The organism is Sphingorhabdus buctiana, assembly GCF_042680825.1.
Taxonomy (GTDB): domain Bacteria; phylum Pseudomonadota; class Alphaproteobacteria; order Sphingomonadales; family Sphingomonadaceae; genus Sphingorhabdus_B; species Sphingorhabdus_B buctiana.
Genome location: NZ_JBHUEL010000003.1, coordinates 205257 through 220789 on the forward strand (window position 1 = coordinate 205257; position 15533 = coordinate 220789).

At 58.9% G+C, this 15533-nt stretch carries 18 protein-coding genes; 7 read left to right on the top strand and 11 right to left on the bottom strand.

The genetic code is table 11. The features are described 5' to 3' along the window. Window positions 1–138 precede the first annotated feature (138 nt). Entirely contained in the window at window positions 139–924 is a 786-nt protein-coding gene (locus tag ACFSAG_RS04070) for a Coq4 family protein (protein WP_381511609.1), read from the top strand. Here ACFSAG_RS04070 and ACFSAG_RS04075 read toward each other — a convergent pair. The 4 genes from ACFSAG_RS04075 to ACFSAG_RS04090 form a co-directional block, all read right to left on the bottom strand. Beyond that, a complete protein-coding gene (locus ACFSAG_RS04075; protein WP_381511611.1) occupies window positions 921–1334 on the bottom strand; it encodes a DUF3052 family protein in 414 nt (137 codons plus the stop codon). The genes ACFSAG_RS04070 and ACFSAG_RS04075 overlap by 4 nt on opposite strands. Next, on the bottom strand, window positions 1334–3514 hold the full coding sequence (purL, locus tag ACFSAG_RS04080; RefSeq protein WP_381511612.1) for a phosphoribosylformylglycinamidine synthase subunit PurL: 2181 nt from the start codon (window positions 3512–3514) through the stop codon (window positions 1334–1336). The genes ACFSAG_RS04075 and purL overlap by 1 nt, the downstream gene beginning before the upstream one ends. A gap of 29 nt (window positions 3515–3543) precedes the next feature. Beyond that, window positions 3544–4194 (bottom strand): hypothetical protein, encoded by a 651-nt coding sequence (locus ACFSAG_RS04085; RefSeq protein WP_381511614.1) that lies wholly within the window; start codon window positions 4192–4194, stop codon window positions 3544–3546. Between the two features lie 106 nt (window positions 4195–4300). After that, complete coding sequence (locus ACFSAG_RS04090) at window positions 4301–4732, bottom strand: hypothetical protein (protein ID WP_381511616.1); 432 nt, start codon at window positions 4730–4732, stop codon at window positions 4301–4303. Between the two features lie 110 nt (window positions 4733–4842). Here ACFSAG_RS04090 and ACFSAG_RS04095 point away from each other — a divergent pair, with 110 nt between their 5' ends. From ACFSAG_RS04095 to coaD, 3 genes are read left to right on the top strand one after another with little or no spacing between them, the layout of a single operon-like run. Next, window positions 4843–5082, top strand: coding sequence for an exodeoxyribonuclease VII small subunit (locus tag ACFSAG_RS04095; RefSeq protein WP_374612288.1), 240 nt, complete (start codon window positions 4843–4845; stop codon window positions 5080–5082). 3 nt (window positions 5083–5085) lie between these two features. Further along, the gene (locus ACFSAG_RS04100; RefSeq protein WP_374612286.1) at window positions 5086–5988 is read left to right on the top strand and encodes a polyprenyl synthetase family protein; all 903 of its coding nucleotides are present in this window, start codon (window positions 5086–5088) and stop codon (window positions 5986–5988) included. A gap of 14 nt (window positions 5989–6002) precedes the next feature. After that, window positions 6003–6494 carry a pantetheine-phosphate adenylyltransferase gene (gene coaD / locus ACFSAG_RS04105; RefSeq protein ID WP_374612284.1) on the top strand — a complete coding sequence of 164 codons (492 nt, stop codon included), beginning with the start codon at window positions 6003–6005 and terminating at the stop codon, window positions 6492–6494. A 6-nt stretch (window positions 6495–6500) separates the two neighbouring features. On the opposite strand, the gene ACFSAG_RS04110 is transcribed toward coaD, so the two are convergent. Together ACFSAG_RS04110 and ACFSAG_RS04115 are read right to left on the bottom strand one after the other, a co-directional pair. Then, window positions 6501–6983, bottom strand: coding sequence for a DUF2721 domain-containing protein (locus tag ACFSAG_RS04110; protein ID WP_374612282.1), 483 nt, complete (start codon window positions 6981–6983; stop codon window positions 6501–6503). Beyond that, window positions 6980–8548 carry a class I adenylate-forming enzyme family protein gene (locus ACFSAG_RS04115; RefSeq protein ID WP_381511619.1) on the bottom strand — a complete coding sequence of 523 codons (1569 nt, stop codon included), beginning with the start codon at window positions 8546–8548 and terminating at the stop codon, window positions 6980–6982. The genes ACFSAG_RS04110 and ACFSAG_RS04115 overlap by 4 nt, the downstream gene beginning before the upstream one ends. Before the next feature lie 124 nt (window positions 8549–8672). Between ACFSAG_RS04115 and gyrB the strand changes: the two genes are divergently transcribed. Beyond that, a complete protein-coding gene (gyrB, locus tag ACFSAG_RS04120; RefSeq protein WP_381511621.1) occupies window positions 8673–11213 on the top strand; it encodes a DNA topoisomerase (ATP-hydrolyzing) subunit B in 2541 nt (846 codons plus the stop codon). Here gyrB and ACFSAG_RS04125 read toward each other — a convergent pair whose 3' ends face one another. The 3 genes from ACFSAG_RS04125 to ygfZ are packed head-to-tail and all read right to left on the bottom strand — an operon-like array spanning window position 11214 to window position 12834. Continuing rightward, on the bottom strand, window positions 11214–11591 hold the full coding sequence (locus ACFSAG_RS04125) for a hypothetical protein (protein ID WP_381511622.1): 378 nt from the start codon (window positions 11589–11591) through the stop codon (window positions 11214–11216). A 50-nt stretch (window positions 11592–11641) separates the two neighbouring features. Then, on the bottom strand, window positions 11642–12046 hold the full coding sequence (locus ACFSAG_RS04130; protein ID WP_381511625.1) for a hypothetical protein: 405 nt from the start codon (window positions 12044–12046) through the stop codon (window positions 11642–11644). 56 nt (window positions 12047–12102) lie between these two features. Continuing rightward, window positions 12103–12834, bottom strand: coding sequence for a CAF17-like 4Fe-4S cluster assembly/insertion protein YgfZ (gene ygfZ, locus ACFSAG_RS04135; RefSeq protein WP_381511627.1), 732 nt, complete (start codon window positions 12832–12834; stop codon window positions 12103–12105). Window positions 12835–12872: 38 nt separating this feature from the next. Here ygfZ and pyrC point away from each other — a divergent pair, with 38 nt between their 5' ends. Next, the gene (gene pyrC, locus ACFSAG_RS04140; RefSeq protein ID WP_381511629.1) at window positions 12873–13916 is read left to right on the top strand and encodes a dihydroorotase; all 1044 of its coding nucleotides are present in this window, start codon (window positions 12873–12875) and stop codon (window positions 13914–13916) included. Here the strand turns inward: pyrC and rarD are convergent. Both rarD and ACFSAG_RS04150 read right to left on the bottom strand, forming a co-directional pair. Next, window positions 13905–14795, bottom strand: coding sequence for an EamA family transporter RarD (gene rarD, locus ACFSAG_RS04145; RefSeq protein ID WP_381511631.1), 891 nt, complete (start codon window positions 14793–14795; stop codon window positions 13905–13907). The two genes, pyrC and rarD, sit on opposite strands and share 12 nt — an antisense overlap. Window positions 14796–14808: 13 nt before the next feature. Continuing rightward, entirely contained in the window at window positions 14809–15030 is a 222-nt protein-coding gene (locus ACFSAG_RS04150) for a hypothetical protein (RefSeq protein ID WP_374612267.1), read from the bottom strand. 155 nt (window positions 15031–15185) lie between these two features. On the opposite strand from ACFSAG_RS04150, the gene ACFSAG_RS04155 reads away from it, so the two are divergent. Further along, window positions 15186–15530: a glycine zipper 2TM domain-containing protein gene (locus ACFSAG_RS04155; protein ID WP_374612265.1), complete on the top strand. Its 345-nt coding sequence runs from the start codon at window positions 15186–15188 to the stop codon at window positions 15528–15530. The last annotated feature ends 3 nt before the right edge of the window (window positions 15531–15533 follow it).

The following is a 15533-nucleotide window of genomic DNA, read 5'->3' on the forward strand; positions in this document are numbered from 1 at the left end:
ATCATCCCCCTGTATTATCCCATCAATACAGTTGTTTCGAGATATCGTCCAGCCGCTATTGATAATGACTCGCTAACTTGCTATTTACACTCTTGTCGGTAAGATATCCGGAACTTGGATCGAAAAGGTAAAGTCTTCATGGATCAGGCAATTCCCTTCTCCCACCCCGCGCGCACCGATTCGGGTTTCCGCCCGCTCAAGGCGCTGCACCATTTCCGCAAGCTGATTGCCGACAAGGAAGATACCGAGCAGGTGTTCCACATTATCCGTGCGCTTTCGGGAAACAGCTTCACCAAGCGCGCCCGCGAATTCTGGAGCAGCGACATGGGTGCCAAGCTGCTCGCCGAGCCGCAGAACCTTGTGGAAATCCTCGACGATCACAAATCCTTGCGCAAACTGCCGATGGGCACCGTTGCCCATGCCTATTGCGACTTCATGGAGAAAGAAGGTCTGACTGCGCAGGGCCTTGTCGACGAGTATGAGAAATTTGCCGACAAGACCGAAAAGTTCGACGACCTCCTCGAACGCTATGGCAACCGCCAGCGCGATACGCATGACCTGTTCCATGTGCTGACCGGTTATGGGCGCGATGCATTGGGTGAGCAGTGCGTACTCGCATTCACCTACAGCCAGAATCCGAATCTGGGTATCCTCTTCATCGCCTATGCCGGTGGCCGCGAGATCAAGAAGGGGCTCAAAAATGTGCCGATCTATTCAGCGATTCGTGAAGCCCAGCGTGCTGGCAAGGCCGCACAGAAGATCGCGCACCAAGATATCCGCGCGCTCCTCGCAGAACCGCTGGCTGACGCGCGCAAGCGCCTAGGTATCAAGGAACCGTCGCTGTACAATCGCGCGCACGAAATCATGCGCGCAGGCGGCGTCGATCCCTATGACCTGCTGGGCCAGCAAAAGGCTGCCGCTTAACGCAGCTCCTTGCGAATAACGAGTTTGAGGCCGGACCAGACGGCGTCGATCGAGCACACCTTCACATCAACCCATCCCATGGGCAGCGCGAGTTCGCGGATCGTCTCTTCGGTGATGTCGGTTGGAACTTTCGACGCCTTTTTGGGCCAACTAATCCAAAGCTGACCTGAAGTTTTCAGGCCGTTGCGCAACGCCACCAGCCGCTCGGCCAATAGCGACTTTTCGGTCACGAAGACATGCGCCGCATCTACATTTTGCGAGGGCGCGTTTTCCTCGATCAAGGCCACACCATAGTCTGCGATCTCGGCGCGCACGCTGTCCGGCATGGTATCAAACCACACATGCATGCCATCTTTGAGGCCGAGTTTCTTCGCCAGCGGGGTTCCGGAATAACCCGCCGGTGCAGCCATCAGCTTTCCATCCAATCCTTGAAGAAGGATTCGTGCGCAGCACGCAAGTCGGACAGCGACACGCTTGCGCCGTTGACGCTGATGGCGCTGCCCCCCACCTTGCCAATGTTCACAAAAGGAACATCCTTGCGGTTAAGCGGTTTGTCCGCCGGATAGGTGACCAGATAGCGTGACTGGGTTTCGTTAAAGGCGAAGGCGGTATCCATCGGCGACAATTCGGCACCGATGCCGGCCGCCAGCGCCATCTCCGCGACCGCAACCAAAAGGCCGCCGTCCGAAATATCATGCACCGCAGTCACCGCACCGTCGGCGATCAACTGGCGCACGATGCTGCCATTAAGCTTTTCATCGGCCAGATCGACAAAGGGCGGATCACCATCTTCGCGTCCATGGATTTCGCGCAGCCACAGCGACTGGCCAAGTTCCGGATAGTTGGGCCCGATTACCGCAAGGATTTCACCCTCGGCCTTGAACGCGATGGTCGCCATCTTCGCGACATCATCGAGCAGGCCGACGCCGCCAATCGCAGGGGTCGGCAAGATCGCGCTACCGCCGCCTGTCGCCTTGCTTTCATTGTAGAGCGAGACATTGCCCGAGACGATCGGATAGTCGAGCGCGCGGCAGGCATCACCCATGCCTTCGAGTGCGCCGACAAACTGCGCCATGATCTCGGGGCGCTGCGGGTTGGCGAAGTTGAGGCAATTGGTAATCGCTAGCGGTGTTGCTCCGACCGCGCTGATGTTGCGATAGGTTTCGGCAACCGCCTGCTTTCCGCCCTCATAGGGATCAGCATAGACATAGCGGGGGGTGCAATCGGTCGAAATCGCGAGCGCCTTCTTGTGCCCGTGCACGCGCACAACCGCTGCGTCGCCTCCCGATTTCTGCGCAGTATCCGCACCGACCTGGCTGTCATATTGCTGCCAGATCCACGCGCGGCTCGCGAGGTCGGGAGATGCCATCAGCTTGAGCAGATCCTTGGTCAGATCAGCCGACTGCGGCACATCGCCGAGCGGCTTCACCTTGGCCCATGCCTTATAGTCTTCGCGGCTCAACGCGGGGCGATCATATTGCGGGGCATCGTCAGCGAGCGGGCCGAGCGGGATATCGCACACCACTTCGCCATTCCATTCGAGCACCATATGCCCCGTATCGGTAACCTCACCGATCACGGCAAAGTCGAGTTCCCACTTTTCGAAAATCGCCTGGGCCATCGCTTCCTTGCCGGGCTTCAGCACCATCAGCATGCGTTCCTGCGATTCGGACAGCATCATCTCATAGGGCGTCATTCCGGTTTCGCGCTGGGGCACCTTGTTCATGTCGAGCCGGATGCCGCATCCGCCCTTGGACGCCATTTCGACGCTCGAGGAGGTGAGGCCGGCCGCACCCATATCCTGGATGGCGACGATCGCATCGGTCGCCATCAGTTCAAGGCACGCCTCGATCAGCAGCTTTTCGGTGAAGGGATCGCCGACCTGCACGGTCGGGCGTTTTTCCTCGGCATCTTCACCAAAATCGGCAGATGCCATAGTCGCACCATGGATGCCGTCGCGGCCGGTTTTGGAGCCAACATAGACGATTGGATTGCCGACGCCCGTCGCCGCCGAATAGAAAATCTTGTCGGTATCGGCGACACCCACCGTCATCGCGTTGACAAGGATGTTGCCATCATAGGCGGGATGGAAGTTGGTTTCGCCGCCAACCGTCGGAACGCCGACGCAATTGCCATAGCCACCAATGCCGGCAACGACGCCCTGCACCAGATGCTTCATCTTGGGGTGATCAGGCCTTCCGAAGCGCAGCGCGTTCATGTTGGCAACCGGACGCGCACCCATGGTGAAGACGTCGCGCAGGATGCCGCCAACGCCAGTCGCCGCGCCCTGATAAGGCTCGATATAAGACGGGTGGTTGTGGCTCTCCATCTTGAAGATCGCCGCCTGCCCGTCACCAATATCGATGACGCCCGCATTTTCGCCGGGGCCGCAGATTATCCAGGGCGCCTCTGTCGGCAGCTTTTTCAGATGGATGCGCGAGCTTTTGTAGCTGCAATGCTCCGACCACATCACCGAGAATATGCCGAGTTCGACAAGGTTGGGTTCACGCCCCAGCGCATTCAATATGCGCTGATATTCTTCCTCGGAAAGACCATGGTCGGCGACGATTTGCGGGGTGATCTGGGTCATGCGCGGCGCTTTAGCGTTGCACGCCCATTTTAGCCAGCCTGTTTGCGGCTTTCGCTGCGATAAACCCACCATGCGAGCAGCGTCGCCAAACCAAAGGCAAAGAAGGCCAGCAAACTGGTGCCAGCAGTCACCTCCGGCTCCACCGGCCCGAACCAGTTCACCGCCTGCAACAGCAGCAACACGCCCGCCAGTGAAGCCAGTGGGAGAGCCTTGGGCTTGGCGATCTTGGCATATAGCCAAAGCGATCCGAAAGTCAGTGCGAGTTCGAGCGGCATTTCGATCGAGGGATGGTTCCACAGACCGAAACCCATTTTCGGAGGGCTTCCCGCGAGAGTGAGATCGGGGACATGGACGAGCAAGTCGAGAAACCAGTGCGACAGTACAACTGCCGCTGCGATTAGCGCCCCGGTCCGGTTGCGCGTAGCAGCGAAGATCAAAGCGCCAAAAGCCAGCGCAAATATCGCCGAGCCGAGCAGGCTATGCGTATAGGGCATGTGATAGAGATCCATCGGGTTCATCGCGGATATGCCCGGCGTCACCCGCATCTTTTCCGCGCCGGTCAGCAACAATCCGAAAAAGGCCCAATCAACCAGTTGCGCGCCGATGAACAGCACCGGCAAGCTCGGTGCATCCTTGTGCCGTGCGGCGATCATTGCCGGTGCAAAATGTCCGATAAACATGTCCCCGTCCCTCCCTCTGCGAGAGACTAACGCCGATAAGGCGCTGCGCCAAGAAAAAGGGGGCCGCAACGCGACCCCCTTTCCGGTTCCGAAATGTTATAAGGGCTCAGTTGCTTTTGCAGCCCTGTTCGCCCTTGTCGGCGAGCTTGAGCTGGATCTGCTTTCCGCTGCCCGAAAGCGTGGTCATGCCGTCCACCGATTTGAGCGGGCCAGCGGGTTTAGCCGCTTCAGCAGGGGCGGCTTCGCCTTCAGCAGGAGCAGCGGGCTTTTCTGCACTGACGCGAACCGCAACTGCGGTCTTTTCGCCAACGCGGATGTCCGCGGCTTCATTGTCACCAAGGAAGTCGATGTGGACAATCGTGTTGTCGGCACAGCGATAGGTCGCCTGCGAAGTGATTGCTGGCGGCAGCTCCACCGGCGCGGGTGCCGTTGCGGCCTGGGCGGCTTCTTCGCCTTCATTGGCGGGGGTTTCGGAATTGTTGCATGCCGCAAGCGCCAGCATGGACAACGGGGCGATCAGGAGAAGGTTCTTTTTCATAGGATGGCGGCCTTGCCCCAGCTTGATTTCGTCGCAAAGTCATTTCTTCCGATATATTCGATGAAGCGAAACGCTTGACCGGCAAGCCGCCCCGCGCCAAAGCTGTGGCCATGGCAAGCACAGCCCCAGAACCCAGTTTTGAAGAAGCGCTCAAGGCGTTGGAAGAGATTGTCCGCAAGCTTGAAAGCGGCGAAGCATCGCTTGATGAATCGATCGCATTGTACGAGCAGGGGCATAAGTTGCGGGCGCAGTGCCAGTCCCGGCTCGACGCTGCCCAGGCCCGGATCGAGCAGATTGTGCTGGGAGCCGATGGCACGCCTTCCGGCACCCGCCCATTCGACGCGGACTGAAAATTGGCCCAACCCTCCGCCACATCGCTGAATGAGGCAATCGCCCAGGTGGCGGCAGATGTCGACGCGCTGTTCGACGAACTGCTGGCAGTACCCGATGATCCGCGCCAACGGCTTTTCGAGGCGATGCGCCACGCCGCAATCGGTGGTGGAAAGCGGCTTCGCCCGTTGCTTGTTGTCGCCTCTGCAAGCATTTTCAACGTCGCCCGCAGCTATGCGGTTCGCGCCGGCACCGCTGTTGAGGCGATCCATGTCTATTCGCTCGTCCATGACGACCTGCCATGCATGGATGACGACGATATGCGGCGTGGAAAGCCGACGGTTCACAAGGCATTCGATGAAGCGACGGCTGTTCTTGCCGGGGATTCGCTGCACGCGCTGGCGTTTGAAATCCTTGCCGATCCTGCCACCCATCCCGATCCGTTCACCCGTGGTGAAATGATCGCAACGCTTGCAACTGCGAGTGGGCCTGATGGCATGGCGGGCGGGCAGATGATGGACCTTGAGGCCGAGAAATCCAATTTCGACCTGCCCACCGTCACCCGTCTGCAAGCCTTGAAAACCGGTGCCTTGATTGCTGCGAGTGTCGAGATTGGCGCAATATTGGGCCATGTCGCGCCTGAAGGGCGCACGCATTTGCGCGGCTATGCCCGCGACATCGGGCTCGCTTTCCAGATTGTCGATGACATCATGGATGTAGAGGGTGACGAAGCACTTGCCGGCAAGGCGCTTGGCAAGGATGCAGATGCCGGGAAAGCGACTTTCGTCTCGCTGATGGGCCTTGACCGCGCGAAGCAGCAGGCAGAAATGCTGGTCGAACAGGCGATCAGCCATCTGGCCAGCTATGGCCATGAAGCAGACTTGCTACGCGCCATTGCGCGCTATGTGCTCGAACGCGATCGCTGAGGAAGGGGAGCAGCATGAAACGCATCGGCGTCTATCCGGGAACATTCGATCCGATCACGCTCGGCCATTTGGATATCATCGCGCGCGGCGCAAAACTGGTCGATGAACTCATCATCGGGGTTACCACCAACATCGCCAAATCCCCCATGTTTGCCGATGACGAACGCATTGCGATCGTCGAGCGCGAGGTTAAGGCTATGGGCATTGGCAATGCTCGCGTCGTCGGGTTCAACTCGCTTCTTGTGGATTTCGCTGAAAGCCAGGGCGCTGCCATGGTCATCCGCGGCATTCGCGGTGTGACCGATTTCGAATATGAGTATCAGCTGACAGGTATGAACCGGCAGTTGAACGATCGCGTCGAAACCGTCTTCCTGATGGCCGATGTCTCGCTTCAGCCGATAGCGAGCCGGCTTGTGAAGGAAATCGCGGTCTATGGCGGCGATATCTCAAAATTCGTCACGCCGACGGTGCGCGACGAAGTGGTAGCGCGCATCAACCGCAGCTGAACTATTTCAGCCCTTGTCTTCGCTTGAAGGCAGTTCGAGATACTCCGATCGCACCTTGATCGCATGGGTTGCGAGCGAGATTTCACGCACGAACGCCCCCAAAGCACCAGCAAGCAGGACGAGCGCAACCATGAACACCGCGACAATCATCCACGCCATCGAGAAATCCGTCAAACCCATCAGGAACAGCAGGCCGATCATCATGCACACGGCAACCGCGGCGAGCACCGAGAGGAGTATCGAGCGCCCGACGATGATCATCCGGCGCTGAAGGATACGCAGTTCCAAGACGAGTCGCACAAGATCCTCACCTTGCGTGGTTGGATAACGGTCTTCGAGGTGGCGCGAGCGGTCGACAATCCGCGACAAGCGCCCTGTGAGGACATTGAGCAGGCTTCCAACTGCGACTAGTAGGAATGCAGGGGTAAGCGCCGTCTGAAGCACCGAAATCACGGTTTTGAGCTCGGTGCCCCAATGTTCCTGCATCATGCGGCAACCATCCTGTCTGCAATTTCCCGCAGCTCGGTCTTCAGCAGTTTGCCGATATGGCTGCGCGGCATTTCATCGATCTGGTATAGCGCGGAAAGGCGCTGCGTCTTGCCCAATTGCGCGTTCGCGGCCGCAAGAATCGCATCGGTATCGAGCTTGACCCCCTTGCCCCCGGTGACAAAGCCGACCGGTGTTTCACCCCAGCGATCGCTGGGTACGCCGATGACAGCCGCTTCCTCGACACCGGGCAGGCCAAGCAGCACGCCTTCGAGGTCGACCGGATAGATGTTGAACCCGCCCGAAATGATCATGTCCTTTGACCGGCCCAGCAGCTCGACAAAGCCGTCGGCATCGACCCGGCCGATATCGCCCATGCGTTGCCAGATGCTGCCATCTTCGGGATCGATCCAATAGCCTTCGCGCGTCTTTTCAGGCTGGTTCTGGTATCCGGACATCATCGTGGCCGAACGCCCCACCAGTTCGCCAATCTCACCCGCGGGGAGGCGGTTTCCTGCTTCGTCGATGGTGAAAACCTCGCTGCCCTTCCAGGGAATGCCCACGGTGTGCAACTTGTCCGGATGCTCGTGCGCCTGCAACAGGCAGACCACGCCACCTTCGGTCATCGAATAGATTTCGACCAGTCCACCCGGCCAGCGCTTGAGCACATCGGCCTTTAACGCCGCGGCGAAGGGGGCGCTGGTGCAATATTTGAGGCGATAGCTCGACAGGTCATAATCGTCGAACTTCTCATATTCCATCAGGCGCTTGTACTGGACAGGAACCAGCATCGTATGCGTGATGCGATGTTTCTGCGCGCGCTCCAAATAGCCGACCACATCGAATTTGGGCATCATGTGCAGCGTGCCGCCATAGGCCAATGTGGGAATGACGAGCGCGAGGGTGGTGTTCGAGTAAAGGGGGGTTGATGCCAGCGAAGCTGCCTCTGGCGCGCCATAGCCGGTATTGGTGCCGACTGTTGCATGCAGCCAGCGCATCTGGCGCGAATGGATGATGCCCTTCGGCGTTCCGGTCGTGCCGCTGGAATAAATGATGTTGAAAGGATCCTTGGGGCCGCATCCGTGCGGCGCTGCCTCTGCGCCTTCTTCGGCCATCCATCCGAAAATATCTGGTTTGTCACCCAACGGCGCATCGAGCATGATCGTCTTCACCGACGGCAGATCGCGCCCGGCAAGATCGGCAAGCTTGGGCGCATCGATGAACAGGTGCATCGCACCCGAATCCTTGAGCATCGCCTCCAACTGCTGCGGCGTCGCCGAAGTGGTCAGCGGCGCGGCGCAGCCACCCGCGCGGATCGCGCCGAGATAGGCGAGCGCATAGCGCACCGTGCTGGTGCCAAGTATGGCGACCGCCTGCCCTTTCTGTAGCCCATCGCGCTGCATTTGCGCGGCAATCCGCTCGACCAATGCAGCAACCTGTGACCAAGTCAGGCTTTCCGTCCCATCATCCAGCGCCACCCGATCCGGCCTTTCGCGGCCCCACGCAGCGATCAAACCTGTGTAATCGCCAAAGGGTTTTTCCAGCTCGGCCATCGGGTCGAATGTCATCGCGTCTCTCTCCTTGTTTAATCGACTGCTTAAGCCGACGAATCGCAAAAAGGAAAGCCTAAATCCTTGTGGAAAAGAACGGCTTTTCCTTGGGTTTCTGTGACCAATCCCCTATGGTCCGCGCATGAGTGAAAATACGTCCAGCGGCGATAGCGCTGCCAATCCGAACAAGAACGAATATGGCGCCGACAGCATCAAGGTGCTGAAGGGTCTCGATGCCGTGCGCAAGCGGCCGGGCATGTATATTGGTGATACCGATGATGGCTCGGGCCTGCATCATATGGTGTTCGAAGTATCGGACAATGCGATCGACGAAGCGCTGGCCGGGCATTGCGATCTGGTGCTGATCGAACTCAATCCCGATGGCTCGGTTTCGGTCGAGGATAATGGCCGTGGCATTCCCACCGACATGCACAAGGAAGAGGGCGTGTCGGCTGCCGAAGTGATCATGACCCAGCTGCATGCGGGCGGTAAGTTCGAAAACACCTCTGACGACAATGCCTACAAGGTATCAGGCGGCCTCCACGGCGTGGGCGTTTCGGTGGTCAACGCGCTCAGCGAATATCTGGAGCTGACCATCTGGCGCGAGGGCAAAGAACATTGGATGCGCTTCGAGCATGGCGATGCCGTTGCGCCGCTGAAGGTGACGGGCGATGCACCCATCGTTGATGGCAAGCCCAAAAAGGGCACGCGGGTCACTTTCCTCGCCTCGACCGACACCTTCAAGAATGTCACCGAGTTCGATTTCGACAAGCTCGAGCATCGTTATCGCGAGCTTGCCTTCCTCAATTCGGGCGTGCGTATCCTGCTGCGCGACAAGCGCCACGCCGATGTGCTCGAGCATGATCTTTATTACGAGGGCGGCATCGCGGCCTTCGTCAAATGGCTCGATCGCAACAAGGCGGCGATCATTCCTGATCCGATTGCCATCTCGTCCGAACGTGACGGCATCGGCATCGATGTCGCGCTCGAATGGAATGACAGCTATTACGAAAATGTCCTCTGCTTCACCAACAACATCCCGCAACGCGATGGCGGCACCCACTTGGCCGCTTTCCGTGCGGCGCTGACCCGTACCATCAACAATTATGGCGAGAAATCGGGCATCCTCAAAAAGGAAAAGGTCAGCCTGACTGGTGAGGATATGCGCGAAGGCCTGACAGCGATCGTTTCGGTCAAATTGCCCGATCCCAAGTTCAGTTCGCAGACCAAGGACAAGCTGGTTTCCTCTGAAGTACGCCAGCCGCTTGAAAGCCTGATGGCAGACAAGATGGCCGAATGGCTGGAGGAAAATCCGGCCCACGCCAAGGCGCTGATCCAGAAGATTGTCGATGCCGCCGCGGCGCGTGAAGCAGCACGCAAGGCGCGCGAACTCACGCGGCGCAAGGGCGCGATGGATATCGCCTCGCTCCCCGGCAAGCTCGCCGATTGCCAGGAACGAGACCCCGCAAAATCCGAACTGTTCCTGGTCGAGGGTGATTCGGCAGGTGGCTCGGCCAAACAAGGCCGCGACCGGCATTATCAGGCGATCCTGCCCCTCAAGGGCAAGATCCTGAACGTCGAACGCGCCCGGTTCGACCGGGTGATTTCATCGAAGGAAGTCGGCACCCTCATTCAGGCGATGGGCACCGGCATCCGCGACGATTTCAACCTGGAAAAGCTGCGCTATCACAAGATCGTCATCATGACCGACGCCGATGTCGACGGCAGCCATATCCGCACGCTTTTGCTCACATTCTTCTATCGCCAGATGAAGCCAATCATCGAGGCCGGCCATCTCTACATCGCCCAGCCACCGCTCTACAAAGTGGCGAAGGGACGCAGCGAGATTTACCTGAAGGATGATACCGCGCTCGATAACTATCTCGTCGATGCCGGAATTGTCGGAATGGTGCTCGACAGCGCGCAAGGACAGCGTAGCGGCAATGATCTGACCAACCTGGTCGATCATGCCCGGCGCATGCGCAGCCTGATGGCCTATGTTCCGCGGCGTTACGACCCCACTATCATTGAGGGGCTGGCGCTGAACGGCGCGCTTGAACCTGAACTCGAAGGCGCAGAACGCGAAGCTGCCGTCGCCAAGGCAGCCGCATGGATGGACGCGCAGGACGCTGAAAGTGTGTGGACCGGCCGGGTTTCCGAAGAGGGTGGTTATCATTTCGAAAAGCGCTGGCGCGGCGTTTCCGATCACCACATCATCGAACGCAGTTTCCTGATCAGCGCCGAAGCGCGCAAGCTGCATCGCTTGGCGCAGGAAGAGGCTGAGAGCTATCTTTCGCCAGCACGACTTATCAAATCCGGCGCGGCAGCGATCGAAACCGATGCCGATGGTGAGCCCATCGACAGCGAAGCCGTTCAAAGCCCTGCATCACGCAAGGCGGCGACCGACAAGACGATCACTCGCCCGTCGGAACTGCTTGATGCAGTGTTGGCTGCCGGCCGCAAGGGCCTCTCGATTTCGCGCTACAAGGGGTTGGGCGAGATGAACGCCGAACAGCTCTGGGAAACCACGCTCGATCCAACCGCACGTTCGCTCCTGAAAGTGACGATCGAAGACAGCCAGGAAGAAGGCGAGATTTTCGAAAAGCTGATGGGCGACGTGGTCGAACCACGGCGCGATTTCATCCAGGAAAATGCGCTGAACGTCGCCAATCTCGACGTTTGATCAGCGGCTTTCGCCCGAAATGCTATCCGCATTGATGCGGCTCAGCATCGGGTAAAGCTCCTTGCAGGCAAGTTCGAGCGCGGTCCATTGCGCCGCGACCTCGTTGACTTCGCCTTTGGCTAGCGTGTCGAGATATTCGGCCTTGCGCTGGGCAAGATCGGTTTCGACCGCATTGGCGTCATTGTCTTCGGACAGCATGGCGCGAGCGGTTTGAGTGAAATCGTTCGCAGTCGCTTTCTGCGCGTCCCCGGCCGCCGCACCTTCATCGCGCACCAACCGTTCAGCCTCAATCGCGTGGAATGCGGCACAGCGCAGCAGCGTGTCATAGGTTTCCGCGTCGGAACCTTGCAGGAGAAACAGGAAGGGCATCAAGATCATGGTGACGGTTTATCCCTTATCGATGAGCAGCGGCTGAACCGGCTTCATCCTCATTTCTGATCTGTATATCCGGCATCTTCCACGATCTTTATCGCGGCAGGCTCAAAAGCGATGCAAACCTGCTTCAACTGCTCGATTTCACTCTTATGCTTTTCGGGCTCGACCGTTTCCGCATCTTCAAACAGGCCTTTCACTGACTCTTCAATCTTCGCCTCGGCCTCCTCCGGCTTGTCCTGCGGCATTTTGGCATAGCTGGCGAGCAGGAACATGATGGCCTTGTCTTCGCTCTGCTTGGCAGGCTCGGTTCCAGGAGTGGCCGTTGAAGCGGAATAGACATGATAGGCAGCGCAACCGACCGCCGCATCGAAAAGAGCGGCATCGGTTTCGGCGGGTGTTGCGGGGGTCGCTGGCTCTGCCATGGCGAGCGCCGCAAACAGGAACAGGGCCGCTGCCATTGTTTATCCTTTCAGCTGGGTCCCACCCGATTGGGATAGGTGCGAAGCCTTGTCAATCAGGCGATCGCTTCGGCCTGCCAGGCTGGCAGAGCCAAACCCGCCATGTTTTCGACGCGGCGCAACTCAACCGCCAAACCGAACTCGGGATAGCTGACCCGTGTTCGCGCCGGATCGGCTTCTGCAATTGGCACCACCACCAACCGGCGGTTGACCTTTTGCCGCCAGTTCATGCGAGCGGTGTTTTCCTGCCCGACATAGCAGCCCTTGGTGAAGGAGACGCCGCCAAGTTCCGCCGCATTCGCCTCCAGCCACAAGGTTGCATCGTTGCCCAGTTCGGCAACGCCTTCCGGCACCCCTAGCGACAGGCGATGTGCCCGATAAAGGGCGCAAATATCGGCATCATCCTCCGACACTGGGCCTATCCAGCGGACACCCAATTCGGGAAGCCGAGGGTCGGCCTTGCGGTCTGGTGCCGCCGCCGCCCAGAACACGCCCAGTCCGGGTTCAACCGAAATCGCAATCTTGCGCCGCAGACGGTAGATCGAAAGCCGTTTGGCCAAAGCCTCGGCTTGCGCCGCCTCGCAATCGATCAGCACATCCTGATCTTCTGCCCAAAGGATAAAGTCGAACAATACTTTGCCTTGCGGGGTCAACAACCCCATCCACAGCGGCAATTCGGCTTGGGTGTCGTTGGTCACCAATCCCTGCAAGAAGGCGCGCGCATCTTCCCCCTCCTCTAGCGGGGAGAGCCGGATAATCGCGCGATCGAACAAGCGGGGTGCAGACATGGGTGACAAATAGGCAGCCGGGCGACTAAAGGGAAGCCATGACTGCTAACACGCTTACCATCCGCCGCCCCGACGACTGGCATGTCCACCTGCGCGACGGCGATATTCTGAAAGGTGTGGTCCCTTACACCGCACGCCAGTTCGCCCGCGCCATCGTGATGCCGAACCTTTCACCGCCGGTAATTCGTGCCGCCGATGGCGCCGCCTATCGCGACCGCATTATGGCAGCGCTGCCAGCGGGCATGGATTTCACACCGTTGATGACCGCCTATCTGACGAACGGCACCGATGCGGATGACCTCGCTGCGGGCTTCACCGACGGCATTTTCACTGCGGCAAAATTATATCCCGCCCACGCCACCACCAATAGCGCCCATGGGGTCACCAATATCGCCAACATCTATGGCGTCCTCGAGCGGATGCAGGCCATCGATATGCCCTTGCTGATCCATGGCGAGGTGACCGACCATGATGTCGACATTTTCGACCGGGAGGCGGTGTTCATCGAGCGTACCTTGAACAAGGTGGTGCGTGATTTCCCTGAATTGCGGATTGTTTTTGAACATATCACCACCGCAGAGGCAGTCGATTTCGTGGTTGCATCGGGGCCCAATATTGGTGCCACCATCACGCCGCAGCATTTGCATATCAACCGCAACGCGATGTTCGCCGGCGGCATCCGTCCGCATGCCTATTGCCTGCCGGTGGCCAAGCGCGAAAAGCATCGCCTAGCGCTGCGCAAGGCTGCAGTTTCCGGCAATCCCAAATTCTTCCTCGGTACCGACAGCGCACCGCACGCCGTATCAGCCAAGGAATCGGCCTGCGGCTGCGCGGGCATTTTCAACGCTCCCTTTGCGATCGAGAGCTATGCGCTGGTGTTTGAAGAGGAAGGCGCGCTCGACAAGCTTGAGGGCTTCGCTTCCGAATTCGGCCCACGCTTTTACCGCCTGCCGCTGAACGAGGATCAGATCACCCTCACCAAGGCGCCGGTCGAAGTGCCGCTGTCGGTGGATGCAAATGGCACCCCGGTTTCACCTTTCCATGCGGGCGAAACCATTGGCTGGAAGTTTTCAGCCGGCTGATCGCATCCGACGCAGCGCATCAAGGCTGAACAGCGCGATTGCGGTCCAAATCAGGGCAAAGCAGGCCAGCTTGGTGGCATCGAGCGGTTCATTATAGACGAACGCGCCCAGCAGGAAGACGATCGTCGGCGCGAGATACTGGACAAAGCCCAGCGCGGTATAGCTCATCTTGCGCGCGGCGGTTGCAAACAGCAGCAGCGGGATGACGGTGATGGCACCGCCTGCGGCAAGCAGCGCCTCTGTACCCAAATCCCTGAACCCGCCGGCTTGCATCACGCTCCATATGCACACCGCCAGCGCTATCGGGCCAAGCAGGCAAAGTTCCACTGCAAGGCCAGGAACCGAGCCGGTTGGGGCAGTTTTGCGGACGAGACCATAGGTTCCGAAACTGAAAGCCAAGGTAAGGCTGATCCACACCGTCTCCAGCGACCCGCTAAGCAGGATGGCGACAGCCAATGCCGCAATCGCAACCGCCCACCCCTGCAATTTCGTCAACCGTTCGCCCAGGAACAGGCGGCCCAGCAAGACGTTGACGAGTGGATTCAGATAATAGCCGATGCTGGTCGCCAGCACCCGTTCGGTGGTGATGGCCCAGACATAGACCAGCCAGTTGATTGCAATCAGCACCGCTGACAACATCATCGCCCGCCGCGCCTTGGGATTGGAAATGGCGGCGGTGAATTCGACCCACTGCCCCCGGAAATAGAGGATGATGAACACCACCGGCACCGACCAGACGATGCGAAACGCCAATATGTCGATCGCCGGTACATGTTTTAGCAGCTTGAAATAAACGGGGAGGAATCCCCAGATCAGGTAGGCCGAAAAGGCATAAGGCAGCCCGCCGCCCTGCGGCTGTTGGTGATCGGCACTGTTCATGTTGGTGGTGCGTTTAGATTATTCCGCCGCCCAACCACAGCCTTATTGCGCAAATCGCAACGACGACGAGGCAGAAATTACGGCCACTGTTCTTTTCCGAGGCGAAACCGAAAGCCACGCCGACGCCGGCAATCACGATAATCACCCAGTTGAGCCAGCCCAAAAGCGGAAAGAATGCAGGGATTGCGAGCACCAGAGCGATGAGGCCCAACAGGAATGCGATGATATTAGCCATGGAATGAAGCTAGGACCGTGCGACCTTTATGGCAAGCACCGAACCGGCAACGCTTCGACGCTCGCACTAAACCGTTCGACGAACAAACGGGCCGCCGTCTAGTTTTTGTTCATGTAAAATCGTTGCAATGGGCCGCAGCCAATAAGGAGAAGATCATGAAGAAACTGATCGCAACCACTGCTGCTTTTGCCCTCGCCTTGCCCGGCGTGGCGCTTGCAGACCCGCCGCGCCATGCCCCGGCGCACGGCTATTACAAGAAAAAGCATCGCGATGCTCAGCCCATATACCGCGACACCCGCGTATGGCGAGGCGATGATGGTCGCTATTACTGCCGCCGCAGCGACGGTACCACCGGATTGATCATCGGTGCAGCCGGCGGTGCATTGATTGGCCGCGCCATCGACACACGTGGCGACCGTGCATTGGGCACCATATTGGGTGCTGCCGGCGGCGCGATCCTTGGCCGCGAAATCGACCGCAACCGCTATCGCTGCCGCTAAACT

Excerpts from the sequence above, each read along its gene's own strand:
- ACFSAG_RS04070 (WP_381511609.1), top strand. The coding sequence starts at position 139 with ATGGATCAGGCAATTCCCTTCTCCCACCCCGCGCGCACCGATTCGGGT.
- ACFSAG_RS04075 (WP_381511611.1), bottom strand. The coding sequence starts at position 1,334 with ATGGCTGCACCGGCGGGTTATTCCGGAACCCCGCTGGCGAAGAAACTC.
- purL (WP_381511612.1), bottom strand. The coding sequence starts at position 3,514 with ATGACCCAGATCACCCCGCAAATCGTCGCCGACCATGGTCTTTCCGAG.
- ACFSAG_RS04085 (WP_381511614.1), bottom strand. The coding sequence starts at position 4,194 with ATGTTTATCGGACATTTTGCACCGGCAATGATCGCCGCACGGCACAAG.
- ACFSAG_RS04090 (WP_381511616.1), bottom strand. The coding sequence starts at position 4,732 with ATGAAAAAGAACCTTCTCCTGATCGCCCCGTTGTCCATGCTGGCGCTT.
- ACFSAG_RS04095 (WP_374612288.1), top strand. The coding sequence starts at position 4,843 with ATGGCAAGCACAGCCCCAGAACCCAGTTTTGAAGAAGCGCTCAAGGCG.
- coaD (WP_374612284.1), top strand. The coding sequence starts at position 6,003 with ATGAAACGCATCGGCGTCTATCCGGGAACATTCGATCCGATCACGCTC.
- ACFSAG_RS04110 (WP_374612282.1), bottom strand. The coding sequence starts at position 6,983 with ATGATGCAGGAACATTGGGGCACCGAGCTCAAAACCGTGATTTCGGTG.
- ACFSAG_RS04115 (WP_381511619.1), bottom strand. The coding sequence starts at position 8,548 with ATGACATTCGACCCGATGGCCGAGCTGGAAAAACCCTTTGGCGATTAC.
- gyrB (WP_381511621.1), top strand. The coding sequence starts at position 8,673 with ATGAGTGAAAATACGTCCAGCGGCGATAGCGCTGCCAATCCGAACAAG.
- ACFSAG_RS04125 (WP_381511622.1), bottom strand. The coding sequence starts at position 11,591 with ATGATCTTGATGCCCTTCCTGTTTCTCCTGCAAGGTTCCGACGCGGAA.
- ACFSAG_RS04130 (WP_381511625.1), bottom strand. The coding sequence starts at position 12,046 with ATGGCAGCGGCCCTGTTCCTGTTTGCGGCGCTCGCCATGGCAGAGCCA.
- ygfZ (WP_381511627.1), bottom strand. The coding sequence starts at position 12,834 with ATGTCTGCACCCCGCTTGTTCGATCGCGCGATTATCCGGCTCTCCCCG.
- pyrC (WP_381511629.1), top strand. The coding sequence starts at position 12,873 with ATGACTGCTAACACGCTTACCATCCGCCGCCCCGACGACTGGCATGTC.
- rarD (WP_381511631.1), bottom strand. The coding sequence starts at position 14,795 with ATGAACAGTGCCGATCACCAACAGCCGCAGGGCGGCGGGCTGCCTTAT.
- ACFSAG_RS04150 (WP_374612267.1), bottom strand. The coding sequence starts at position 15,030 with ATGGCTAATATCATCGCATTCCTGTTGGGCCTCATCGCTCTGGTGCTC.
- ACFSAG_RS04155 (WP_374612265.1), top strand. The coding sequence starts at position 15,186 with ATGAAGAAACTGATCGCAACCACTGCTGCTTTTGCCCTCGCCTTGCCC.